This is a genomic window from Achromobacter arsenitoxydans SY8 (assembly GCF_000236785.1).
In the GTDB taxonomy this organism is placed as follows: Bacteria; Pseudomonadota; Gammaproteobacteria; order Burkholderiales; family Burkholderiaceae_B; genus Achromobacter; species Achromobacter arsenitoxydans.
The window spans coordinates 1-23,258 of sequence record NZ_AGUF01000029.1 but is presented as its reverse complement, the minus strand read 5'-3'; the positions used below and the strand labels follow the sequence as shown (position 1 = coordinate 23,258).

The following is a 23,258-nucleotide window of genomic DNA, read 5'->3' as shown; positions in this document are numbered from 1 at the left end:
GACGTCGTCCGTCAGTTGCGGGCGCGGCCCGGGGGAACGCCGGACGGCGGCGAGCCGGCGCCGGCCAGGGCGTCCCAGGCGCACATCGCCTGCCGCGCCACGGATTGCAGGGTTTTGCGGGTTGCGCCGTCGCGCGCCTGGATGGACATGCCGTGCAGGACCGTCGTGTAGAAAGCCGACAGCCCCTTGATGTCGGCGCCTGCGGGCAGCTCGCCTTGCTGAACGCCCGCATTCAGGCGGGCGAGGATGCGGCTTTGCATTTCGCGCCGGTTGTCGCCCAGAAAGTCGCTGACGCCGGCGTGGTTCACGCTGCCCGCGGGCGCGCCCAGCACGATCATGCAGCCGGGCGGCAAGCCCGGCGCGGTGAAGCGGTCGGCGGAGGCCATGAGCATGGATTGGATGGCTTCGCGCGCGGTGGGCGCGGCCAGCAGCGCACGCCTTGCGGAGCCGCCTTCGGTCTCGCGGTAGAGGGCCACGGCCTCGCGGAACAGGCCTTCCTTGGAGCCGAATGCGCCATAGAGGCTGGGCGAGTTGATGCCCATCGCTTCCGTCAGATCGGCCAGCGATGCTCCTTCATATCCCTTCGACCAGAAGACTTCCATGGCCTTTTGCAAGGCCTGGGCCCGGTCGAAGTTCCGGGGGCGCCCACGTTCTGCCATGCGGGCGATTTTACTCGCGAGGCATATTTTGTGTTGATCGCTAAAAAAATCATTGACGAGTGGGTGGAGGCGCGGCGATGATATTTGTGTCAATCACTACAGAATTAGGACGAGCGATGCAGAACCTGACCGGAAAAGTGGCTTTCGTGACCGGCGGCAGCCGGGGAATCGGCGCGGCCATCGTGCGCCGCCTGGCCGCCGACGGCGCGGATGTGGCCTTTACCTACGTGAGCGCATCGTCGGCCGCGGCCGCGCAGGCGCTGGTGCAGGAGTTGACGGGGCAGGGCCGGAGGGCGCGGGCGATCCAGGCCGATTCCGCGGATGCGGACGCAGTCCGGCGGGCGGTGGAAGACACCATCCGCGAACTCGGGCCGGTGGACGTGCTGGTCAACAACGCGGGGATTTTCCTGGCCGGCCCCATCGGAGACGCCAGCCTGGAGGACTACGAGCGGACGATGGATATCAATGTGCGTGCGCCATTCGTCGCGATCCGCGCGGCGCAGGCCTCCATGCCGGATGGCGGGCGCATCATCAACATCGGCAGCTGCCTCGCCGGCCGCGCGGGCCGCGCCGGCGTGGCGCTGTACGCCGCCAGCAAGTCGGCGCTGGTCGGGCTGACGCAGGGCCTGGCGCGCGACCTGGGCGCGCGCGGCATCACGGCCAACGTGGTCCACCCCGGTCCGATCGACACCGACATGAATCCGGCCGACGGCGATCGGGCGGCTTCCCTGGTGGCGGTGCTGTCCTTGCCCCACTATGGCGAAAGCCGCGACATCGCCGGAATGGTCGCATTCCTGGCCGGACCCGACGGACGCTACGTCACGGGCGCGAGCCTGGCGGTCGACGGCGGATACGCAGCCTGATCGCAGGCCGCTGAAAGTTTTTTTCCGACACGACTTGCACAAACAAAAAAAGCCCCATATAATCTTTCTTCTTCGCAGCACACACATAACGAAACAACGAAGCGGCAACGCAACGGCGAATCGGAAATGAGTGAATTGCAGGGCTGTTAGCTCAGTTGGTAGAGCAGCGGACTCTTAATCCGTAGGTCGAGTGTTCGAGCCACTCACAGCCCACCAGAATTCTTGGATTTTCCTTCGGGAAGATCTTGCGATTAGCCCACCGGAAACGGTGGGCTTTTTGCTTTCCGGCGCTTGCTGAGCGCCCGGACTGGGCTAGTACTCAATGCCGCCTCGCCTGTCCGTGTCGCAAACCCTGCGCGCAGGCCGTGCCAACAGGGGGCGGCAAATTTGGTCTGGAAGACTAACCTGGAAGATTTGGACCGTAGCAAGTTCGGCCCACCGAATCCAGCCCAGCAAATCCGACCCTCCCTCAATACTCCAACTGATAGAAATTCTGGCTGGCGATCAGCGTGGCGCCGCAGGATGTGCGCATGCCTTCCAGTGCGGTCATGCGGTCCGAGCTGACGTTCTGCACGCCTTCGACGATGGTGTGCGTGTCGCCGCACTTGGGGCAGGTGACGCGGTCGCCGACGCGGGCCATGGGCTGGCCGAAGATGACGACGGTTTCGTCGCCGGTGACGACGACGCCGCCGTGCGATGTTTTATCGCCCTTGCGGATGACGGAGCGTTGAGACATGTGCGCGGGAGATATTTGATTACAGATACGTGCCGTCCGGCGCAAGCCGGGCCGGGCCGACCACGAAGGTACCGTCGGGCGCCATGCGCACGGGGCCGCCGCCGCCTTTGTAGCTGCCGTCCGGGGCGCGCTGGGGCGTGCCGGCCACATAGGTGCCGTCCGGCGCGCGGGTGATCGGGCCGTCGCCGCCGACGATGGTGCCGTCAGGCGCGCGGCGCGCCGCGCCGACGATGAAGTGCCCGTCGGGCAGCATGCGGATTGCTTTCGTCGTCATGAATGCTCCTTGCGTAGGAGCGCAAATCATAACGAAGCATCATGATGCGCCTTGTAATAGGACGTGTCATCTTTGAACCTTATACGTAAACAGTTGTGGGATGATTTGCGCCTACTTACATACTTGCGCCTATGACCGACATCAACGCCTTGTTGCAACCGATACCCGGCGACGCGCCATGTGGCGTCGATCTGGTGTTTTCGCCCGAGTTCGACGCGATCCGAGAGGCGCGCCGGCACGATGATCCTCAACTCGATCAGGGGGATTGGGTCATCGACCTGAAAGAGGCCGACTGGCCGGAGGTGGCGCGCATCTGCGGCACGGTGCTGCGCGATCGCAGCAAAGACATCCGTATTGCGTCGTGGCTTGCGGAAGCCTGGGCCAAGACGCGCGGATTCGCGGGCTTGCGCGATGGCTACCTGCTTATTGATGGCCTTTGCCGGGATTACTGGGAAGGCCTGCATCCGGTGCCGGAAGACGGCGATGTGCAGCAGCGCGTGGGCAATCTGGCGTGGCTGCTGTCGCGGTCGCAGCAACTGATCGGCGAGATTCCGCTGACCCAGGCCGATGGCGCACGCTATGGCGCGGTGCTGTGGGAGGCGGCAAGCCAGCTGGCCAATGCCGTGAAGCGCACGCCGGATAACGCCAATGAGTTGACGCGCGGCAAGCTTACGCTTGATCGCTTCGATGCCGCGCGGCGCGATACGCCGCCGTCGTTCTATTCCGAGCTGGACGCCCAGCTTGAAGGCTGCACGCAGGCGCTTGCGCAATTGGAGCGCACGCTGGACGAGCAACTGGGTGAAGACAGTCCGGCGTTCTCCCGCGTGCGGGAGTCTCTGCGCAATGTCACGGAACTGGCGCACCGGTTCGCCCGCGACGCGGGCCTGCTGGTCCGTGCCGACCTGGCGGCGGTGCCGCCGCCAGCATCTTCCGCGCCCGCTGTTCCCGTCCGAGTGGAGCCCACCTTGCCCGCTGCCGATCATGTTTCCGCTGTTGACGCGCCGGTTCATGGCGTCCCGCCGGCCGCCGCGCGCGGACCGATCCAGACCCGCGAACAGGCGCTGGCGCAGCTGCGCGAGGTGGCGGATTTCTTTCGCCGCACCGAGCCGCATAGCCCGGTCGCCTACCTGGCCGACAAGGCGGCGAGCTGGGGCGAAATGTCCTTGCACCTGTGGCTGCGCACGGTGGTCAAGAACGACGAGACCCTCTCGGGTCTGGAAGAGCTGCTCGGCATCAAGAAGGCCGGCGAGGGCAACTGAGGCGCCAGGCGGCCGCATAACGCGGCGTAGCGGCCGGGCCAGTCCGCCATCAAGGGCGGGCGTCGCCGCTGCGAGCCGCGCCGCGGCGGCCCGCCATGCGGGGCCTTACCGCGCCGCGCGGAACTCGATGCGCCGGTTCTTGGCGCGGCCTTCCGCGGTTGCGTTGGTGGCTACCGGTTGGTCGGGGCCGGCGCCCATGGCCTCAAAGCGCGACGCCGGCAGTCCCTTGTCCACCAGATAATCCCGCACCGCGTCCGCGCGCGCCTGGCTGAGCGCCAGGTTGGTGCTGCGGCTGCCGGAACTGTCGGTATGCCCGATGATCTGGATCTTGTCGGCGCGCAGCTTCGGCACGGCGTCGGCCACGCGGTCCAGCAGCTCGCGGCCGCGCGCCGTCAGGCGGGTGCTGCCGGTCTCGAATTCCACCACCCGATTGCTCAGCAGGTTATCCAGCACGTCCTGCTCGTCCTTGCCGGCGGACACGCGCAGGCCGTTGACGATTTTGTAGGTGGGGTTGAGCGAGGTCGCGAACGTGCTGGCGATCTGCTGGCGCGAGGCTTCGTTGTCTACCTCTCCGCGCAGCCGGATCTGCGTGCCGTCGATTTCCAGCTGGCCGCGGTTGATTTGCTTGAGCGGACTATCCAGCAGCTTGCCCACGTGTTGCGACCAGTTGGGCGGGGCGACGACGCCGCCCACATCAATGCGGTCGATCACGTTGCCCACGCCGTACACTTTTTGCAGCCGCTGCAGCACATCGGCCTTGGTGGCCTCGTCAGGCACCGCGCCGCTGGCGACGACCTGCCCAGGTTGGGGAATCACATTGGCGGGAACCACCGTGGCTGCGTCCTGGGCATAGGCCGACCAGGAGAAGGCGGCAGCCAGGACCAGAGAAAGAGTGCGCATGTCCTAGGCTCCGATAAAGACTTCGCGGAAGGTCTCCAGCGCCTGGCGCAGAGAGAGCCGCGGTTGATCCAGATAGCTCGACAGTTTGGCCAGGCCGTGGCTGGCGCTGACGTGGTCGCGCACCCAGGGCGCGTCTTCCAGCACGATGTAATGCTGCGACAGGGTTTGCGGCGTCGACAGCAGGGTCGCGAGCGTCTGCGGCGATGCGCCGCGAAAGCCCACCACCAGCCGGTGCTTGCCCGCTATCTGCCCGATAAACATGGCGATCTCGAAGTCGGCGCGATTGAGGAAAGGCGCAATCAGCGTCATCCAGTACGTCGCCACCAGGTTGATGTAGAGCGGGTCGTCCGGCAGTGGCAGCGCCAGGCCGGTATCCAGTTGCGACGAGCCGCTGGACATGACCGGCGCGAGCAGGATGCCCAGCGCCAGCACAATGTCGTGCATGCTGGCGGCGTGGCCATTGCCGCGCAGCATGGCTTCCACGCGCTCGATCGTCTGCAGGTCGATGAAGGCGTCGAAGCCGTCGTCGGCGGCAGTGCGGATTTCACCTTCCAGGTCGTTCAGCGTTTGCAGCGCGGCGGCCGGATCGCCTTCCTGCATCAGTTGCGAGGCGGCCGCGCCCATGCGGTTCCACATGCGGCTGAAGGCCAGCGGGCTGCGCGCGATGAAGTCCAGCGGGCGCGACACTTCCACCGAGGTTGCGCTGATGAAGGGGAAGCGCCGCCCGGATTGGTCCCGGCTGGGCTGCAGATGGCCCGCGATGGCCAGCTTGCCGCGCGAGCCCAGCACCGCGAACGGCACCGGTTGCGCTTCGTCGTACAGCGTTTTCCAGTGCGGATCCTGCGCCAGGATCTCCATCGTGTTCGCGACCCAGGCGTCCAGCGTCGCCATCAGTTGCGGATGGGAGGTGTTCTTGACGAAGTCGCCACGCGACGGAATCTTGCCAAAGTAGGCCGTACGGAACATGGGGGACTGCGGATTGCTCATTGCTGCGCTCCGGCAGGCGTCGGGGCGACGGAGGATTGAGGGGATGCGCCCGCGACCGTGGCGGGCAGGCGTAGATTGCGCAGGCCCTGGCTGCCGGGCTCGGTGCCGCCGGCGCTAGCCGCCTGGGCGTTGCTGATGATGCGTAGCCTGACCGGCACGGTGATGTTGGATTTGGTCCAGCTCATCTCGAAGCTGCCGTCCGGGTTGGGCTTGCGCTGGGCGCCGGAGATCAGGCGTTCCAGGCCGAAGCGGCCGGGCTCGTTCACGATTTCGACCACGGTGCCGTCGAAGGCGGCGGCCGTAATGCGCGCGCCGGGCGCGCCCTGCGCGTTGGGCCAGACAAAGTTGACCCATTGCGGCGGCGTGTTGCGGTAGCGCAGTTGCTGGCCGTCGATCTCGATGGTGTATTCGGTGACGCCGCCAGCGGGCCTGGGCTGGATCTGGAACAGCGTCTGCGGCTGGCTGGCCGCGCCCGATCCGGCCGCGCCGCCCGACAGCGGGGCGACCCATTGCGCGAAGTTCGCGGTGAACGACGGCTGCAGATCAATGCCCATGTCGCCCCAGGTGCGGGCGGTGAGGATGTCGCCCCGGCGCACGGTCAGCGGACCCAGGGTCTCGTTGACGTACTTGGCGATGCTGCCCTGCGGGCCGAACACCTGCGCGATCTCTTCGCCGCTTGCCTCGATGCCCGCCTTGGTCGAGAACGGGTACTTTTCCATCAAGTTCTGCGTGAAGCCCTGATAGACCTGCGCGTTCCACACCTTGTTCAGTTCGGTCTGCGCGGGCTGCATGGCGACGGCGTAGCCCTGGATCAGCGGGCGCACCAGCAGCGGGCGCAGCGTCTCGCGCTGCGCCGGCGTCAGGCCGGCGAGCATCTGTTCGTCCACCAGCTTGAGCGCGTCCGCCAGTTCCGAATCCTTGCCTTCCAGCGTCTGGCGCATCAGCAGCAACGCGCCGGGGCCGGGATCGCCCTGGTTGTTGATGAGGTTGAAGCGCGTGCGGATCTTGGACAGGGCGCCCATGTAATTGCCCAGCAGCGACTGGTTGTCGCGCGTGACCACCAGGCGAGCCACGTCGGAGAACTCACGTCCCACCGGACCCATCGGGATCTGTTCGCCGCCGGGCGCGGCCTCGGTCGGCTTGGGCTGGCCCTGGCGCAGGATCACGCGCTTGAACCAGGCGACCACGCCCGTCTGCGCTTGCGCAAGGCCGGTGTTGATCAGCGACGGGTTGTCCCACGACGTCTGTTCGTACGTGGTGTTGATGAGCTTGACCAGCGGCGAGTTCTGCGGGTCGCCCAGGCGGTTCATGCCATGCACCGCCTGATCGAAGCTCGTAAAGGGCTTGATCGTGACGCCGCGCAGCATCTTCTGCCATTCCTGCGCGTACTCGGTCTTGTACATCGTCGCGAGGCTCTTCTGGATCTGCTCGGGGCTGCCTTCCAGCGTGAGGTCGTCGCGCGCGTTCACGCCCAGCACCCAGTCGCTGGTCTGCACTTCGCGACGCGCGGCCTCGCCGATGGCCGGCTCGATGTATTGCTCCCAGGCCTCGCGGGTGAACGTGCCAGGCACCGCATAGCTGCCGGCCACCACGGCCGCGTCGGCCTCGCCCATGATGCGCGCGACGGTCATGGCGGGGAAGCGCGTGGCCGCGCGCGCCTTCAGCGTGGCATAGGCGCGTTCGCGAGCCGGCATGCCCTGCATGACGCTGCGCAGGTTGCCGCGGGTGCGTTCAACCATGGCCAGGTTGGTTTCTATCTGAGGCCAGTCCGCGTCGGCCGCGCGCGCCACATAGAACGAGATCAGGCGCTCGGCGCTGCGGATCAACTGGTCGCGGGGCATGGCGCCCCGGTTGGTTTCCAGCCATCCGCGCCAGAATCGGGTGATCTGGTCGGACAGATGCGTGGGGTCCACGTGTTCGCGGTTGGCCATCATCAGGTACGTCTTGAGCGCGTTGTAGGCGTCGTCGACGTTCGTGGGCGAGGCGTCCTGGAACAGCGTGTCGCCGGCGTTCGCGCGCACCGGCTGAGCCTGGGGCGCCGTCGGGCGGGCCGTGCCGGGGGCCGCCTGCGAAACGTCCACGCGGCCCAGATAGTCCTCCAGGCTGGCCTTGACCGGCACCAGCATGAATTGGCGCAGTCCGTTGTAGTACTCGGCCAGCAGGCGCTGCTTGAGCACATCGCCCTGATACAGGCCCAATCCCAGCGACAGCGGCCGGCTCGTCGAGTAGCGGTCCAGCTGCTCGATGCGGTCCTGCAGGATCTCCATGGCCTCCAGACGGCTCTGCAGGTCGGTGCGTTCGCTTTGCAGGCGCACCACCTTGTCCAGATCCGCCTGCACATTGCTGGCCAGCTGCCGGTTGCCCAGGTAAGACCAGCTCCAGCCCCCCAACAGCAGTCCCAACGCCAGCACCAGGCCGAAGAAGGTCAGGTAGCGCATGCGGACCTTGTTCGGGCTGGCATGCTGGCGCACCAGCTTCTTGTCGGCAAAGATCACGCTGGAGAACAGGTCGCGCAGGAAGAAGCCGTTGTGCGACGTGACGCTGCGCGCGGCTTCGCGCGAGGCCGGGCGCAGCGCGAAGCGCTCCGCGAGTTTGTCGGTGGACGTGCTGCGCGAGGCGCCTTCCTGCAGCGCGCTGGTGAAGTAAAAGCCCCGGAACACCGGCTTGTACTGGAACGGGTTGGTTTCGAACAGCGTGGACAGGAAGGTGCGCAGCGCCGGCTTGATGCCCGCGAACTCCAGCGGGAAAGTCAGCAGCCCCGGGGGCAGGGCGCCGCTGCGGCGCAGCGAGATCTGGGCCGTGCCCATTTCCTTCAGGCCTTCATAGAGTTCGTCGAAGCGCTCGTCGAACAGCGTCAGCACATCGCGGCTTTCATCGGCGCCGTAAGGCAGCGTTGCGCCCCAGACGCGGTCGCGCTCGCGCGCGTCGGCATCGGCGAAGAATTCGGAAAAGCCCGCGATCAGGTCGGCCTTGGTGAAAATCACGTACACCGGCGCAAACACTTCCAGCCTGTCGGTCAGTTCCTGCACGCGCTGGCGCAGATTCTTGGCCAGGTTGATGGCGAATTCGGGGCCGGCGTCCGTCAGTTCGCTGATGCTGGCCGCCACGATGATGCCGTTGATCGGCGCCTTGGGGCGATGCCGCTTGAGCAGGTCCAGAAAACTCATCCACTCATTGCGGTCTTCTTCGTGCACCGAGTAGCGGCCGGCCGTGTCCAGCAGGATGCCTTCCGTGGTGAAGAACCAGTCGCAGTTGCGGGTGCCGCCCACGCCGCGCACGGCGGCGCCGTTCTTGTCGGCGAAGGGAAACTGCAGGCCCGAATTGATGACGGCGCTGCTCTTGCCTGCCGCGGGGTTGCCGATGACGATGTACCAGGGCAGCTCGTACAGCGCCTCGTTGCCGGACGTCTGGCCGATCTTGGAGGTCTTGATGGTGCGCACGGCCTGCGTCAGGCGGGTGCGCAGCGCTTCGATTTCGCTGCGGTTGGCGGCGGGGCTGGCGGCGGCGCCCGTCTGGGCCTGCTGCTCCAGCATGTCGCCCAGCGTCTGGTTCGCGCGCCGGGTGCGGCGCCGGCGCCAGAGGTAGACGCAAAGCCACAGGATCAGCAGCACTCCCAGCGTCACCCCGGCCCAGGCCATGGCGATCTGCATGGTGTCGGCGAACAGGAACAGGAACACGATCAGCGCAATCAATCCGATGAGCATGAAAGTGCGCGGGTTGGCGAACACGCGCCCGCTCCAATAGCGGACATCGCTCATGGCGCTGGAAAATCGAGAAAGCAATCCGGATGGGCTACGCATGGTTTTCGCTTTTTTTATGGGGTCAGGCGGCAACGCTGGCGGCGGGTCGGGAGACCAGCGCGGCAGAGCGCAATGCGGGGTCTTGCAAGGTAAGGGTCAGCACGGGCTGGTCAATCTGCATGCAGGTTTCGCTGGCCACGGCCAGCGTCAGCAGCGACGCGGCCGCGCCGGTGTGGCCGCAGGCCACGCCGACGGCCTGGCAGTCTTTGCCGGCATCCAGGTGGGCAAACAATTGCGAGGCCACGATCAGCGGTTCCAGGGGGCGGCTGCCCCGGTGATCGGCATCGCTGACGATGTGGGCGACGCCGTCTGGCGCGACACCGGCCGTTTCCAGCAGGTTGCGCGCCAGGTCCGCCAGCGGCGCCTCGGCCTGCGCGCCGCGCGCGTCGGCCGACTTTTGCCGCTGTATCACCGGCGACAGCGTGATACGCACGCCGGCCTCGGTATCGGGGGGCGCCAGCAGCAGGCCGGCTGCGGCTTCGCCCGGCACGCGGCCCTGGGGGTTGGCGTGCGTCAGCAACGTGGACAAGCCGTCCCATTGGGCAACCTGCTCGGGGTCGATATAGCCGTCGCCAGCCAGCACGATGCGCCATTGCGGTTCCGCCTTGGCGTCCTGTGGTTCGGCGGCAAGCTGGCGCAACAGCAGGTCCGCGGCCATGGCGTCGCGCGCCAGGTGTTCGGCGACGCCGATGCGGGCATCTGGCCAGACCCCGGCGGCCGCGCGCACGGCCGCGAGCGCACGCTGGCGTGCCGCTTCGGACCAATCCGCCGGTATCAGCACATCGAAGCGCAGCCGGGGCCAGTCTTCTTCGCGGGCGGGAACGTCCTGCTCGGTAGCGCGCGCATGCGCGTCATGGGTCAGCGCGCGGGCGATATCGGCCAGCAGCGCAGTGACTCGCAGCGTGCCTGCGGCCAGGGCGTCGGGGGGCGCGCCCTGTTCCCGCGCAACGGAGTACAGCGCCATGTCGTCCACGCCAGGCACGCGTGCGGCAAAGATCGGAAAGCCCTGCGGCGTTTTGAGTTCGGCATCCAGTTCGGGACGCTTCTGCTCGGCCAGCGCTTCTGCAATGGCCGCGGCATCTGCACCCGCGCCGGCGCGGGCGGCGACGGCGATGAGGTGCAGTTCGACCGGGCGCGGGGGCGCTTCTGCCAGCGCTTCTGTTTGAGCCGGCGCCGGCGCGGCCTTGGGCGCGCGAGCGGCCCGCAGCAGGCGCGATCCCGCCCAGAAGGCGGCCAGCAGCGCCAGCGGCAAGGCGAACAGATACAGCCCGATGTCCACCCCGGTGGGCAGCGTGCGCGACTCCTGCCACCAGATGATGACGGCCAGCCAAACCACGGCAAACAGGGCCAGGACGAGCAGCCCCTTCTTCAGCACGCGAGCCATTATTTCGCGGCCTCCCGTGCGCGCTGCATGACGCCGGGCCGGCGCAGCTCCACATGGCCGAAGTCCATCATCTTCCAGCGGCCGCCCCAGGTCAGGCCGACGAGCTCCGCCGTCTGGCCAAACAGTTCATAGCCGCGCATGGCCCAGGGGTCTTTTTCGGAAATCACGATCTTGCCGTCGCGATAGAACGCGCTGTCCGCGGCCAGGCCGAACTGGTGATAGCTCTGGAACGCGCCGGCGTTCGTGACGTGCGACCCCATGCCTGCCAATTCTTCCTGGCGCTCGGGGCTGCGGTAACCCTCGATCAGCGCCATTTCATAGCCGTGCTGTTCGCGCATGATGCGGTAGGCCAGCAGCAGCCGCTGACGGAAATCGGCATCCAGCAGATCCCAGTTGCGGCTCGCGCCGCCCAGCTTCGGACGCACCAGTTCGACTTCGCGCGTGGTGAAGGCTTCAGGGGGCAGGGCGGCCGGCGGAGCCAGCCGTTCGCCCTCCAGCAAGGCCTGAATCCGGCGGTCCGGAGCGGTGGTTTGGGTGCTGTAAACGAATGTGTGATTGTGTCGCATGACGAAAGCAAAAAGTGACGGCACAGACACAACTGTCAGCCCGATCGCTACCTGCCAGCGATACCTGCTTACCCAGTCCATCGACGCGCCGACGCCCTTGCCGATCGCGCCCGCGGTGCCGCCAACGGCGCCTCCGGCATGGCTTGCGCCACGCGTTGCGCCCCGCGCTACGCCCTCTACGCAGGCGCGCAATCCCCGGACTGCGCCTTGGCGCAGAGCGGGGAAAAACAGGAGCGCGGACACGCCCACCGCCAGCAAAAAATACAGGGGCAGAAGCAACAGCAAGGTAGGTCCCTCATGTGAAGGCGTAATCTTTTGTTCTATTCGCGCATGAGGCAAGTGCTCGGGCGTTGCAAACAGCGTCCGACCCTTAGGAATCGTAACAAGGAGCAATGATCGAATAAGGCCTATCGGGTATTCTCGTCGGGCTTGGTTACAGGGGGGCTGCACATGCCTCCTGCTGACACGGGAATCCGCATGGCAGAAGAGAAAAAAGACGCTCGCCCGACGACGACCGCGCCGAGTCTGCTCAGCGCCTCGCCCGCCGCGCGCGGCGAGGCCGACTCGTCGCGCATCCTGGCAGCGCTGGAAGGACGCGCGCCCGAAGCCGAAGTCAAACATCTGGCAACGCCGCGCCGCTCGCGCGCGCGGCGTTGGACTGCGCTGGCGTTGTTGCTGGCGCTCGTGGCAGGCGGCGTCGCCTGGGTGATTCATGAAGATGGAACTGCGCCCATGCTGGCGCAGGCTCCTGCCGCCGCGCCTGCGCCTGCGCCCGCGCCCGCTCCCGCCGTCACGCCGCCGCAAGCATCGCTGTCCGCATCGTCCGCCGCTGGCGACAATCCGCTCCGCGCCCTGGAAGCGCCGCCCGCGGTGGCGTCCATCGTTGACGAGGCGCCGCCCGCGCGTGATGCGAACGTGGGCCGCGGCGAACCGGATCCGCTAGGCGAGCCGACCAATCCCCTGTCCGTGCTGGCGATGTCGCAGCCGCCCGCCGCCGCGCCGGCGCCCGGTCCCACGCGCCAGGCCGCGGAACTGCGCGCGCAACAAGGCAACGCGACGCGCGCGGCCAAGCCCGCCGCCGCAACGCCGCGCAAGAGCGCCAAGCCCGCCGATACGGATGCCGCGCTGTTGTCGGCGCTGATGAACTACGGCCTGCCGCCCGCATCGCCGCCGGGCACGCGCGTCTATAAGTCAGAAGGCGTCTTCATGCGCGAGATGCCGGGCTCGCCCTTATCCGAGCGGCTGAAGGAATGTCGCAGGCTGAGCTTTATCGAAAGCGAGCAATGCCGCCTGCGCGTGTGCGCGGGCCAGTGGGGCACCGCAGTGGAATGCCCCACGCCGCAGGCCAACATCGAACCCTGAATTTGTTCCGGCCCGAACCGGCCGGTATTGCCCACGTCCCCACGAGGTTTTTGTTCCATGGCTGTCAACGCAAGCAACGGCAGTTTCAGCGCCGAGTCCCGTCTATACCGGCTCGACGGCGAGGGCGCGATGTCGTCCTTGCAGGTCGAAGGCTGGGTCGCGCGCGAAGGCCTGTCCACGCTGGGCGAGATGCGCGTGGTGGCGCTGGCCGAAGACGCCGCGCTGGATCTGAACGATATGGTGTCGCGGCCCGCCACCCTGTGGACCACGCGCGCCGACGGCAGCGAGGCTGGCCGCAGCGGCGTGGTGCGCGCGGCGGAATTGCTGGGCGGCAACGCGGGCATGGCGCGCTATCGCGTGACCCTGGCGCCCTGGCTGTGGCTGGCCACGCAGCGGCGCGACAGCCGCATCTACGAGAACCAGCCCGTGCTGGAGATCGTGCGGCATGTGCTGGATGGCTACGAGGGGTACACCTACAAGGTGTCGGCCGACGTCGAGGATTACCTGGCCGACCTGCCCGCGCGGACCTACACCACGCAGTATCGCGAAACCGATTACGCCTTCCTGTCGCGCCTGCTGGCCGAATCCGGGCTGGGTTGGACCACTGTCGAAGACGACAGCGCGCCCGCGCGTCACGCCGTCCTGATATTCGCCGACAGCCGCGGGCTGGCCGAAGACACAGAGTCCGCGGGCGCCGGCGTGCGCTTCCAGCGGGCCCATGCAAGCGAATCGCGCGACGGCGTGCAGGCCATCGCGCGCCGGCAGCGCCGCGCCGTGGAGCGGGTGACGGTGCTGGCGTGGCATGAAAGCGGCAAGCACGCCATCGCCGGCCAGGCGCTGGCCGGCCCCGCCAGCGGTTCCGACGATGAGAGCGCGGGGTTGGAATGGTTTGAGCCGCTGGGGCACGGCGGGCTGTTGAACCAGGCGCATGCCCAGTTCCAGGCGACCTTGCTGATGCAGGCCGTGCAGGCCAGCGCCGAGACCTTCATCGGGCGCGGCAATGTGCGCACCTTCCGGTCAGGCACGCGCTTCACGCTGCAGGACATGTCGCCGCTGGGACCCGCCGGGGAGTCCGGCTTCGAACCGGTCTTCGCGCTGGATCGCGTGGAACATGTGGGCGTCAACAATCTGCCTGGCCAGAACGACGCCAGCCTGGCGGACAGGCTGGGCGCCCTGGACGACTTTCTTTGCTTCGAAGACGACCTGTCCGCCGCCGGGTTCGAGGCCGGCGCCGCGGACGAACTCTCTGCCGGGGCGGGACACGAGTACGGAGTCGGCGACGGGCAGCCGGAAGACCGGGACGACGCAGCAATCGGCGTGGGCCGTCCCGAGGCGGCCGTGCTGGCGCGCGCGCACGACATTGGCTACGCCAACCGGTTCCGCGCGGTGCGCTGCGACCGACCCTGGCGTGCGCTGCCCCCGGCGGCGCGCGGCGCCAGGCTGGCGGGCGCACCGTCCGCGGTCGGCGTCCACACCGCCATCGTCACGAATGCCGAGGGCGCCATCGAGGCCAGCGGCGAAGACGAGATCCACCGCAACGCGCGCGGCGATGTGCGAGTGCGCTTCCATTGGCAGTCGGACGGGGAAGGCCTGGCAAAGAGCCGCTGGGCGCGCGTGGCGCAGCGCCAGGCGGGAGCGGGCATGGGCATGAGCTTCGTGCCGCGCATCGGCCAGGAAGTGCTGGTGCGGTTTCTGGATGAAGACATCGACCAGCCTTTGGTGGTCGGCGCGCTCTACAACGGGCGAGGCGAAGGCGGCATTCCGTCCACGCCTGGCGGCAGGGCGGGAGAGCCGATGAACACCGAGGTATACGCGGCCGCCACCGATGGCAAGCCCAGCGCGCAGGCCAACCTGGCCAGCGGCAATGCGCCTGCATGGCATGGCGCGGCGGGCGGCGACGATCAGCATCGCAATGCGGCCGCGCTGAGCGGCTTCAAGAGCAAGGAATTCGGCGGCGACGGCTATAACCAGATAGTGTTCGACGACAGCGATGGCCAACTGCGCATGCAGATCAAGTCCTCGCAGTCGGCCAGCGAATTGAACCTGGGCCATTTGATCCACCAGAGCGGCAACTATCGCGGCAACGTGCGCGGCGTGGGCGCGGAGCTGCGCACCGATGCCTTTGGCGCCGTGCGCGGCGGGGGCGGCGTGCTGCTCACCACGTATTCCGCCAGCGGTAGCGACCCCGCGGGCGACGCCGCTGCGCCGCTGGCGCTGGCCGGGCAGGCCGACATCATGGCGCAGTCGTTCGATGGCGTGATCGGCGCGCACCAGGGCGTGCGGCTGGCGTCGGCGCGCGGCACGGCCTCGGCGGGCGCGAGCCGGCTGGATGGCGAGCGCTCGCCGCTGGCCGCCATGGCGCATGCGGTGTCGGGCACCGTGGAAGGCGAGGCGCTGGGCGGCGCGGCCGGCGATGCGTCGGCCAAGCATACTGAAGTCGTCGACGGCAAGGTGCCGCACCTGACCGATCCGCTGGTGTTGATGGCGGGCCGCGCGGGTCTGACGCAGGCGGCGGGGCGCAACGTGCAGGTCGCGGCCGGCGAACTGGTGCACTGGTCATCGGGGCAGGACCACAATCTGGCCGTCATCGGCTCGCTGCGCGTGCACACCGGCCAGGCGCTGGGCATCGTGGCCGGCGTGCAGAAGGGCGGTTCAGAATCCGGCCTGGATCTTATCGCCGGCACCGGAGAGGTCGATGTCATCTCGCAGCATGACGTGCTGACGGTGCAGGCGCAGCAGGACCTGCGCATGGTCAGCGCCAACGCCGGCATTGAATACGCGTCGCCCCAGCGCATCCGCATCGCGAACGCGGCGGGCGCCAGCATCGTGATCGAAGGCGGCAACATTACTGTGACGGCGCCGGGCCGCATCGACGTCAAGACCGGCAACAAGCAGTTCGCTGGCCCGACGCAGATGCCGTATCCGTTCCCGCAGTTCACCGTCTGCAAGACCTGCATCCTGGACGCCCAGGAAAGCGTGCAGTCCATCACCGACAAGGCATGACGGCGATGGCTTATTCCTGGCAGGATGCGCTGCTGTCCACATTCGCCGAATTGCCCCATCACCGCGGCCCCTATGGCGAGGCCGCGCGCGCTTATGTGATCGTGGATTTCCGTGGCCATCCCGATCTGCTGGCGCGGCTGACGACGACGGAAGACTTAAGCTTCGGCTCGGTGTGGGCGCAGACCGGCCTGGATATCTATGGCGACGTGGCGCCTTTGCTGATTGAAGTCGACGGCGCATCGCAAGGCGTGCTGCGCGGACCGCGCTACGAAGGCTTCAACACCGTGCTGGTGCGCGTGCTGGAAGCGCTGCACGAGCGTTCCGGCGGCCGCTACGCGACGATGAGCTTCGCGTCTGCCGTACCGCTGGAAAAGCTGATTGCGCACTTTGGTCCCTTCTGCGACTACGCTCTGCCGGACGCCAGCGAGTTCTTCCTGCACTGGTACGACAGCCGCATCCTGGCGCGGGCCTTGCAAGTCTGGAGCCCGGAGCAACGCGCGCGCTTTGCCGGGCCGTTCGTCACGCTGCGCTATGCGCTGCGCGACGGCACGCTGGCGGAATTGCCCGGCGCGGGCCGGCTGCCCGCCGCGCGTCCGGCCGGTATCGAACAGTTCACGCCCGAGCAGCATCAGATGCTGTTCGACCTGGATTATCCCGACAAGCTGGCGGTGCAGCTGCGCCGCCTGTATCCCGGCCTGTTGCCCGGCGACCCGAGCCAGGACGAACTGGTGCCGCGCGTCGAAGCGCAGCTGGAGCGTGCGCGTGCGCACGGTGTGGCAGGCGACAAGGATACGTTCGACTACGTGGCCTGGGGCGTGTCGATTTCGCCGCGCTTTGATGAGCACGCCTTGATTCGCGAGGGACTGCGGGCTTATCGGCCTGGTGCCGATGGCGGGCTGGCACGGGCGTTGGAAGGCGTGCCGGATACGGTGTGGGATGAGGTTCAGACGCTGCACCGGAACGGGCGGGATGGTCGCGATGCGTAGAGCATTGGTCGGCGGTTTGCTTTGGTTTGGGCTGTTGGCAAGTTGCAATGGAGAGCCCACATACTCGGGCGTCAGTTTCGTCACTTACAACTACACGCCGTGGAATCTGGAGCCGGTTCGACTCAGTGATGCGTCGGGCAGCGTAGCCAGTTCCAGTACGCTGGCTGCGGGAGGCGGAGAGGGCCGAATCTCTTGCTGCTACACGTTCAGGGGAACCGACTTCACCGTGAAATGGAGTGGAGGCGACCCGGATTTGCTTCGCAAACATCTGTTCGACGACAAGTTCGAAGAGGTGATGTTCAAGAAGGAAGCGGCGGTGCATTTTCCCGCTGCGAAGGTGCCTGAAGGGGATGGCACACTCATTCTGGAATTGCACATCTATCCCGATGAACATATGGAACTTGCCTTGAGCCGCAAGTTGGCAGGCCAAGTAAGAATTCCCATTGTCGATACTTCCCGCTGGCTGTACGCGAAGTACCGCGACGAGCTTGTGCGCTACGACAACGCCGGCCAGTTGGCAAACGATGTCGCAAAAGTCACGCAAAAGGCCTGGGTGCAGTACCGCATCGAAGATGCCGAGGATATGCGGGCTTACATGTATCTGTACTTCGTGGTGGCGTCGGACTTCGACAAGGACGCAGGACTTTTTGCGTTGCTGAAGGATACGAGCCGAAAGCCTGGCGATTTTGGCCGGGCGGTATTCAAGTTGTCCGAGGACAGGCTCGCGCAAATCAAGGCGGCGGGAACGGCGCCCGGAGATAAGAATGTTTGACGATGCTGTTTGGTCTGGTCCGCGCCGGAAAGGGGCTGTGGCATGCGCATTGCATAGGGAGCCGTCGCGGCGACGCGGTGGCATGGTGCGGGGCAATTCGGGAGCAAGGAATGCGTAAGGGCTTGATCGGTGTGCTGCTATGGCTCGCCCTGTTGGCGGGCTGCAATGGCGAACCCGCCTACCAGGGTGTCAGCTTCATTACCTATAACTACACACCCTGGAATCTGGAGTCAGTGCAGCTGCGTGACGCATCGGGTAATAGCGCCGGTTCCGGAGCGATTCCCGCTGGCGGTGGAGAGGGGCGAGTCGCCTGCTGCTACACATTGAAGGGAACGGACTTTACCGTGACGTGGAGCGGCGGCGACGCAGTGCTGATGCGCAAGCACATGTTTGACGGCAAGTACGAAGATGTGATCTTCAAGAAGGAAGCGGCGCTGCAGTTCCCCGCTACAAAGGTGCCCGAAGGAGAAGGGTCGCTAATCCTGGAGTTGCACATCTATCCCGACGAACACATGGAGCTTGCGCTTAGCCGCAAACTGCTTGGGCAGGTCAGGATCCCTATCGTCGATACCATACGGTGGCTGTATCAAAACCATCGCGACCAACTGGTTGGATACAAGAATGTCGACGAATTGGCCGACGTTCTTCCTAAAGTCGCCAAGCAGGGATGGATGCAATACCGCATCGAAGACGCGGAAGATATGCGGGCGTACATGTTTCTCTATTTCACAGTGGCTTCGAATTTCGACAAGGATGCGCAGATGGCGGCCATCTTGAAAGACCCGAACCGAAAGCCTGGAGCCTTTGGCCGCGCTGTGGCGTCGTTGCCGAAAGAAAAGCTGACGCAGTTGAAGGCGTCTGGCACGCCGCCAGGAGACAAGAATGTCTGATACCGAACTGCCGGAACAGGATCGCACGCCTGCGTCCGTCTTGAAGGCTATGGCGCAAAACGAAGCCGCCTACCCCAAAGACTCGTGCACGGAATGCGGTCTTACCCTGCGCATGGGATTTTTCTTCGACGGGTTCGGCCGCAATAAGGACCTGGACAAGGCGAATCCGACGTTCGTCTCGAACGTGAGCCGGTTATGGATGGCACACTACGCCCAGGACGACACGTCTCAGCCCAAAAAGCAACGTTGGTTCGCGTTCTATTACTCTGGGCTGGGCGTGGATCTGAACGAAAGCGCGAAGGCCGACGTCATCGCCAGCGCACTGACGATCGCTGGCGGCAAGATGGCCGACAAGGCGGTTTCCAGTGCGCAGGATGCTGCCAAGAACATTACGCGCCTGGATGAAGTGCCCAACGCGGATGGGGTCGGGCGATTGAAGAAAGCCACCCAGCAGTCGATCAAGGATGGCTCCTATCAACCCATGGTGAAGGCGTATAAGGACGTCATCAACGACGTCAAGAGCCTGCCCGACAAGACCGTTAGAATCTGGAATACCCTGGATCCGGAACGGATAAAAAACCGGGCAAAGGCAACGGTTCGCGGATTTTGGGCCGACTTCAAGAAGAATCCGCTGAAAGTCGCCTGGATCGCGACGAAGAACGCAGCCAAGGCCACAATCATGGAAGGCGTTCCGGTCGTGCGTGACAACGAATCTGTTGCCTACTTGATGGGAACGGGCGTCGACACGCGTCTGGAGGCGGCCAAGCGACAATTCGAGCAAGCCTACCAGGCGTCGAACGCTGGCACGGAGAAAGTCGTGCGGATCGAGATCTCCGTCTTTGGCGGGGATCGTGGCGGGGTGATCGCGAAGCAGTTCGTCAACGACATCGCAAAAAAGTACAAGCGCCGTCATGATCAGGATCTCGTCATCCTGGGCAAGGATGGCGCGCCGGATGCGGAGATACGCATCCGGTTTCTGGGGCTGTTCGACTCGGTCGCGTCGATCATGGACGAAAACACCTTTCTGGGTTTTCTTCCGTTTACGGATTTGCTTAAGCAGAGCTTCAAAGACCGAACGCTTACCGTACCCGCAGCGGTGGAAAAGGCGGTGCATTTCGCGGCGGCGCATGAGCTGCGCCGCAATCAGCGAATGGATTCGCTGGAGAAGACGCGGGGGTTGCAGTATCTATACCCGGGATCCAGTGGTGACGTCGTCGGCGTCGCACCCATGGGCTCGTTGGGAACCAGAACGTCGTTATCGCGTGTTCCGCTGCGCGAGATGATGAATCTGGCGATCTCGCACGGCGCGGCGATCCACAGCATGGAAAGGCTGCTGGTGGTGAATCCCCCCGTCTATCGCATGATGAGCCTGGCCAGCCCGATCGAAGACGAAGGCCAGAAGTATTACGTCCAGGACCTGGTCGCCGCATACCGCGAACTCGTCAAGTATGAACCCGGCTGCGATTTCGCGCCGCACATGGAAATCTTCCTGCGCTGGCTGGCGGTGCGCTATCAGGACCCGGCGTTCCGCGCCGGGATGTCGGACCCCGCCGAGCAATGGATCAAGGATAGGGATTTCTTCACCCCCGAGCAGGAACTCATTCAAGAGCGGCGCCGCCTGTCCACGCTGTCGTCAGAGGAACTTGCCAAGCCCGAGACCACGGCGCGTGCGCGTGAACTGGAAGCCTTGGCCAATGAGCGCCGGGAGCGCGCCAACGCCAGCCGCGGCGAAGCTCCGCCGCAGCGGTTCCTGCCGCTGTGGGAGCGTCTGGAAGAGGAATACAAGAGCCTGGAAGATGCTGAGCGCCAGGATGCGGCGACCGAACAGCGCCGCCAGGATCTGGAGCGCAACAATCCTCAGGTCCTGCGCAACATGGAGCGTATGGAGCAGGACATGCGCGACCGCCAGGAGATGCGCGATGAAATCATCAGGCGCGGCGGCGGCACGCCCGAAAAGCCGGTTGACCCCCTGGCCGACAGGAAGGCGGAACGCGCGATGCAAACGCGCCTGTTGGCGGCCTGGCGCGATGCGCGCGATGGCAAGACGCAGTTGCCGCCGAAGGTCATGACCTTGTTCGACTGGCTGGTGCATGACGCCATGTTGAGCAGCTGGCCCGACCATCTGCTGGCCAGCACCACGATGTATTTCCGCGTGCGCGACAAGGATGTGTTCGGCAAGACCGACGCCAAGGCCGAGATGCAGCAGCGCGCCAGGGACATGCAGAACGCCGAGCGGGTTGAGGCGATGGCCGCGCGCAACGAGCAGAACATCCGGCAGATGACGCCTGCGCGGCCCTGAGCGGCGCGGCGATGAAGACAAGACGGCCCTGCATAGCGGGGCCGTCTTTTTTTGTCTGACCGGCCCTTATTTCTGGCCGTCTTCGACTTCGATAGTCACCGTGTTGGACTTCACGTCTTCCGCTTCGATATAGACCTCATATGTCGCCGGGCTGGCCGGCAGGTGCAGGACGCCGGCCATGTCGGTGGTGAAGCGCGTTTCCACCGTCATGCCCGGGGGCAGGGCGATCTTCGGCGGGCGCGGGCCGCCTTCCCGGGGGTCCACCGACACATTGGGGAGCGTGGGACGCACGTAGTTGAACGCGATGCCGCGATAGACCTTGCCGGTGCGCGTATCGACCGCCACGAAGCGCGGCAGCTGCGGGTTGTCGACCACGGGCAGAATGCCGCGGGCGCAGATGGGAATCGTCAGCGTATTGCCGTCGCGGATCTTCACGCGCGACGGCGCGGCGATGCGCATCTGCGCGTCGTAGCCTTGCAGCGGCGGCATGCAGGCGTGTTCCTTCTGCGAGTGCGTGGGCACCGAGGCGAAGGTGGCGGGCTCAATCCAGTCGGTAGTCATGATGGGCATGTCGGAATCGTATTTGGCTGCGGTGTCTTCAGGGGCGGCGGGCGTCGTCAGAATGAGGTCCAGCCCTCGGAGCAGTCCACCTTGCGCACGGCCTTGCTGCAACTCGGGCAGAAGTGGATGTTGGCGCAGGTGATGCCGTACATCACGCACTGCCCGATTTCATCGCTGTACTGTCCATTCTGGTTGGGCAGGCCAAAGTAGCAGTGCCCCCCCATGTTGTAGTAGAAGTGCTGCGGCGGATCCAGCTTGGAGTCGTCGGCCGAGGGGTCTTCGTTGCGCAGGCCGGGCCAATCGGGGCCGCTGGGCACCATGCCGAGCAGGTGGCCCATTTCGTGGGCCAGCGTTTCCGTCAGGTAGGCCTGCGAGTTCGGCTCGTACGGGTCCAGCGTGGACACGAATAGCAGGTTGGTGCCCGTGATGGCCAGGCCGGCATAGCTGGCGGCCACGGTGTTGAACTGGATGTTGAGGACGCCGCGCAAGGGCGTGGACGAGATCTGGGTCAGGTCCACGGTGACGGAGAAGACGGCGCCGGAGCTCTCGCGCACCGGCGTCATCAGGTGGCGCGGGATGGGAATCGACCGTTCCGCGCCCGAGGCGTCCGTGTAAATGTAGCGCGCGTGGACGAGCCAGTCGTCGCTGTCGTCGAACTCGTACCAGAGGCTGGCCAGGGTCCGATCGTCGTTGACGATGGGCACGGTCATGACGCGTCCGCCGGGGCCGGCCGGCACGGGCAGGCGCATGTCGCCGCTGGTGCCGGGCGCGGCCAGCCGGTCGACGTGGCACACCACCAGGGTGTAGGGCTCGCGCTGTTTGCCCGGGGAGCTGACATATACGCGGCGCACGGCGTCCATGATGGCTTGTTGGGCGTCGACGTTGTCGGCCGCGTCAACCGCGGAGCGGCCGCGGAATTGCAGGCGCGGCAGCTGGATCATGTCGATGCCGTGCAGCGCGAACTCCGCCGTGACCGGGGTCACGTCGGCCAGATGGCCGGCCGGACGCGCGCTCATGCACATGACTTCCTGGATGTACAGGCGGCGCGCGGTTTCGACGCGCTCTGTCTTGATCAGCTGGCCGCGTTCGTCGCGCACCTCGAACAGGTAGACGTTGCGGCCGGCGGCGGGCAGGTCGATGTCATCGACGATGCGGGTGCCGTCGGCGTCAGTGACATAGCTGCGCGGGTTGGCGTGCGGTTCCTGGTAGCTGGCGCGGCGGCCGCGCTCGCGGCTGGAGTAGGCGATGTTGCCGGGGTCGGCCTTGACGGTGATGGTGAAGCGGTGCGCACCCGGCCGGTTGAACTCCACGTGGATGCGCGGGCGCCGGGTTTGCCGCTCGGTGGTGGTCAACGCGTTGCCGTCGTTCCAGCGTTCGTCCACCTGTTCCAGGTTCACGTACTGCAGGCGCGCGCCGTCCTGGCGGCCCCGATAGGTCGATACGCCCGGAACCACGCGGCCGGAATCGCCTGCGGACGGCGCGTCGCCAGGCAGATTGGTGCCTTGCGTGCGCGCCACGGGGCCCAGGCCGATGGTGTCCAGCACATCGCGGGCGATCTGCGGCAGCGGCGACTCCGCCACGCCCGGGATCTTCATCAGCACCTCTGCCACCTTGGGCAGCGTCTCGGTGGCCAGCGTGGGCGATTGCAGGATGGCGCCGATCACGCCCGGCACCGACGAGGTCGACAGCCCCGGCATGCTGAGGATGGCGCCGGCGACGGACGGGATGTTGGCCTGCTTGACGTCGGGCAGCGTGAACAGCGTGTCGACGGCGGAACTCAGGGCGGCGGCGCGGTCGCCCGCGGCATTCAGCGCTTGGGTCATGACGGGCACGATGGCCGCGCCGACGCTGGCGCTGACGCCACCAGCGGCGGCCGAGGACACGCCCGCCATGGCCGTCGATGCGGCGCTGGCCTGCTGCGCGAAGGTGGCGAGTCCGCCTCCAGCGGCCACTGCGG

18 protein-coding genes and 1 tRNA gene are annotated in these 23,258 nt (G+C 66.1%); 9 read left to right on the top strand and 10 right to left on the bottom strand.

Annotated features, from left to right (window positions below):
• Positions 1-11: 11 nt before the first annotated feature.
• Positions 12-659 (bottom strand): TetR/AcrR family transcriptional regulator, encoded by a 648-nt coding sequence (locus tag KYC_RS06250; protein ID WP_043517725.1) that lies wholly within the window; start codon positions 657-659, stop codon positions 12-14.
• A 116-nt stretch (positions 660-775) separates the two neighbouring features.
• Here KYC_RS06250 and KYC_RS06245 point away from each other — a divergent pair, with 116 nt between their 5' ends.
• Together KYC_RS06245 and KYC_RS06240 are read left to right on the top strand one after the other, a co-directional pair.
• A complete protein-coding gene (locus KYC_RS06245) occupies positions 776-1,522 on the top strand; it encodes a 3-oxoacyl-ACP reductase family protein (protein ID WP_008160022.1) in 747 nt (248 codons plus the stop codon).
• Positions 1,523-1,662: 140 nt separating this feature from the next.
• Positions 1,663-1,738: transfer RNA gene (locus tag KYC_RS06240), tRNA-Lys, on the top strand.
• A 253-nt stretch (positions 1,739-1,991) separates the two neighbouring features.
• Here the strand turns inward: KYC_RS06240 and KYC_RS06235 are convergent.
• Together KYC_RS06235 and KYC_RS06230 are read right to left on the bottom strand one after the other, a co-directional pair.
• Entirely contained in the window at positions 1,992-2,258 is a 267-nt protein-coding gene (locus KYC_RS06235; RefSeq protein ID WP_008160019.1) for a PAAR domain-containing protein, read from the bottom strand.
• A gap of 19 nt (positions 2,259-2,277) precedes the next feature.
• Positions 2,278-2,532, bottom strand: coding sequence for a hypothetical protein (locus KYC_RS06230; protein ID WP_043517723.1), 255 nt, complete (start codon positions 2,530-2,532; stop codon positions 2,278-2,280).
• Between the two features lie 131 nt (positions 2,533-2,663).
• Between KYC_RS06230 and tssA the strand changes: the two genes are divergently transcribed.
• A complete protein-coding gene (gene tssA / locus KYC_RS06225) occupies positions 2,664-3,791 on the top strand; it encodes a type VI secretion system protein TssA (RefSeq protein WP_008160014.1) in 1,128 nt (375 codons plus the stop codon).
• A 105-nt stretch (positions 3,792-3,896) separates the two neighbouring features.
• Here tssA and KYC_RS06220 read toward each other — a convergent pair whose 3' ends face one another.
• The 5 genes from KYC_RS06220 to KYC_RS06200 form a co-directional block, all read right to left on the bottom strand.
• A complete protein-coding gene (locus KYC_RS06220; RefSeq protein ID WP_008160013.1) occupies positions 3,897-4,691 on the bottom strand; it encodes an OmpA family protein in 795 nt (264 codons plus the stop codon).
• A gap of 3 nt (positions 4,692-4,694) precedes the next feature.
• Positions 4,695-5,678: a type VI secretion system-associated protein TagF gene (gene tagF, locus KYC_RS06215; RefSeq protein WP_008160010.1), complete on the bottom strand. Its 984-nt coding sequence runs from the start codon at positions 5,676-5,678 to the stop codon at positions 4,695-4,697.
• The gene (gene tssM / locus KYC_RS06210; RefSeq protein WP_238531894.1) at positions 5,675-9,436 is read right to left on the bottom strand and encodes a type VI secretion system membrane subunit TssM; all 3,762 of its coding nucleotides are present in this window, start codon (positions 9,434-9,436) and stop codon (positions 5,675-5,677) included. The genes tagF and tssM overlap by 4 nt, the downstream gene beginning before the upstream one ends.
• A gap of 64 nt (positions 9,437-9,500) precedes the next feature.
• Entirely contained in the window at positions 9,501-10,862 is a 1,362-nt protein-coding gene (locus tag KYC_RS06205; protein WP_008160006.1) for a hypothetical protein, read from the bottom strand.
• Positions 10,862-11,713 carry a M15 family metallopeptidase gene (locus KYC_RS06200; RefSeq protein WP_008160004.1) on the bottom strand — a complete coding sequence of 284 codons (852 nt, stop codon included), beginning with the start codon at positions 11,711-11,713 and terminating at the stop codon, positions 10,862-10,864. Before KYC_RS06200 ends, KYC_RS06205 begins: the two co-directional genes overlap by 1 nt.
• 192 nt (positions 11,714-11,905) lie before the next feature.
• Between KYC_RS06200 and KYC_RS06195 the strand changes: the two genes are divergently transcribed.
• Genes KYC_RS06195 through KYC_RS06170 form a run of 6 tightly spaced genes read left to right on the top strand, consistent with a single transcriptional unit; the run spans position 11,906 to position 20,740 of the window.
• Positions 11,906-12,790 (top strand): hypothetical protein, encoded by an 885-nt coding sequence (locus tag KYC_RS06195; RefSeq protein WP_008160003.1) that lies wholly within the window; start codon positions 11,906-11,908, stop codon positions 12,788-12,790.
• A gap of 57 nt (positions 12,791-12,847) precedes the next feature.
• Positions 12,848-15,793 carry a type VI secretion system Vgr family protein gene (locus KYC_RS06190; RefSeq protein ID WP_008160001.1) on the top strand — a complete coding sequence of 982 codons (2,946 nt, stop codon included), beginning with the start codon at positions 12,848-12,850 and terminating at the stop codon, positions 15,791-15,793.
• A 5-nt stretch (positions 15,794-15,798) separates the two neighbouring features.
• Complete coding sequence (locus KYC_RS06185; protein ID WP_008159999.1) at positions 15,799-16,779, top strand: DUF4123 domain-containing protein; 981 nt, start codon at positions 15,799-15,801, stop codon at positions 16,777-16,779.
• Complete coding sequence (locus KYC_RS06180; RefSeq protein WP_238531893.1) at positions 16,763-17,551, top strand: hypothetical protein; 789 nt, start codon at positions 16,763-16,765, stop codon at positions 17,549-17,551. The genes KYC_RS06185 and KYC_RS06180 overlap by 17 nt, the downstream gene beginning before the upstream one ends.
• Before the next feature lie 2 nt (positions 17,552-17,553).
• On the top strand, positions 17,554-18,441 hold the full coding sequence (locus tag KYC_RS06175) for a DUF3304 domain-containing protein (protein WP_008159996.1): 888 nt from the start codon (positions 17,554-17,556) through the stop codon (positions 18,439-18,441).
• Positions 18,434-20,740 carry a DUF2235 domain-containing protein gene (locus KYC_RS06170; RefSeq protein WP_008159995.1) on the top strand — a complete coding sequence of 769 codons (2,307 nt, stop codon included), beginning with the start codon at positions 18,434-18,436 and terminating at the stop codon, positions 20,738-20,740. The genes KYC_RS06175 and KYC_RS06170 overlap by 8 nt, the downstream gene beginning before the upstream one ends.
• Before the next feature lie 66 nt (positions 20,741-20,806).
• Here the strand turns inward: KYC_RS06170 and KYC_RS06165 are convergent, their stop codons facing one another.
• Both KYC_RS06165 and KYC_RS29595 read right to left on the bottom strand, forming a co-directional pair.
• Entirely contained in the window at positions 20,807-21,310 is a 504-nt protein-coding gene (locus KYC_RS06165; protein WP_008159992.1) for a hypothetical protein, read from the bottom strand.
• A 47-nt stretch (positions 21,311-21,357) separates the two neighbouring features.
• The coding region (locus tag KYC_RS29595) for a hypothetical protein (RefSeq protein ID WP_008159990.1) at positions 21,358-23,258 on the bottom strand (1,901 nt) is incomplete at its 5' end.

Bases quoted from the DNA above. Each gene is read 5' to 3' on its own strand.
- KYC_RS06165 (WP_008159992.1), bottom strand. From the start codon at position 21,310: ATGCCCATCATGACTACCGACTGGATTGAGCCCGCCACCTTCGCCTCG.
- KYC_RS06170 (WP_008159995.1), top strand. From the start codon at position 18,434: ATGTCTGATACCGAACTGCCGGAACAGGATCGCACGCCTGCGTCCGTC.
- tagF (WP_008160010.1), bottom strand. From the start codon at position 5,678: ATGAGCAATCCGCAGTCCCCCATGTTCCGTACGGCCTACTTTGGCAAG.
- KYC_RS06195 (WP_008160003.1), top strand. From the start codon at position 11,906: ATGGCAGAAGAGAAAAAAGACGCTCGCCCGACGACGACCGCGCCGAGT.
- tssA (WP_008160014.1), top strand. From the start codon at position 2,664: ATGACCGACATCAACGCCTTGTTGCAACCGATACCCGGCGACGCGCCA.
- KYC_RS06250 (WP_043517725.1), bottom strand. From the start codon at position 659: ATGGCAGAACGTGGGCGCCCCCGGAACTTCGACCGGGCCCAGGCCTTG.
- KYC_RS06235 (WP_008160019.1), bottom strand. From the start codon at position 2,258: ATGTCTCAACGCTCCGTCATCCGCAAGGGCGATAAAACATCGCACGGC.
- KYC_RS06230 (WP_043517723.1), bottom strand. From the start codon at position 2,532: ATGACGACGAAAGCAATCCGCATGCTGCCCGACGGGCACTTCATCGTC.
- KYC_RS06220 (WP_008160013.1), bottom strand. From the start codon at position 4,691: ATGCGCACTCTTTCTCTGGTCCTGGCTGCCGCCTTCTCCTGGTCGGCC.
- KYC_RS06175 (WP_008159996.1), top strand. From the start codon at position 17,554: ATGCTGTTTGGTCTGGTCCGCGCCGGAAAGGGGCTGTGGCATGCGCAT.
- KYC_RS06180 (WP_238531893.1), top strand. From the start codon at position 16,763: ATGGTCGCGATGCGTAGAGCATTGGTCGGCGGTTTGCTTTGGTTTGGG.
- tssM (WP_238531894.1), bottom strand. From the start codon at position 9,436: ATGAGCGATGTCCGCTATTGGAGCGGGCGCGTGTTCGCCAACCCGCGC.
- KYC_RS06190 (WP_008160001.1), top strand. From the start codon at position 12,848: ATGGCTGTCAACGCAAGCAACGGCAGTTTCAGCGCCGAGTCCCGTCTA.
- KYC_RS06245 (WP_008160022.1), top strand. From the start codon at position 776: ATGCAGAACCTGACCGGAAAAGTGGCTTTCGTGACCGGCGGCAGCCGG.
- KYC_RS06205 (WP_008160006.1), bottom strand. From the start codon at position 10,862: ATGGCTCGCGTGCTGAAGAAGGGGCTGCTCGTCCTGGCCCTGTTTGCC.
- KYC_RS06185 (WP_008159999.1), top strand. From the start codon at position 15,799: ATGGCTTATTCCTGGCAGGATGCGCTGCTGTCCACATTCGCCGAATTG.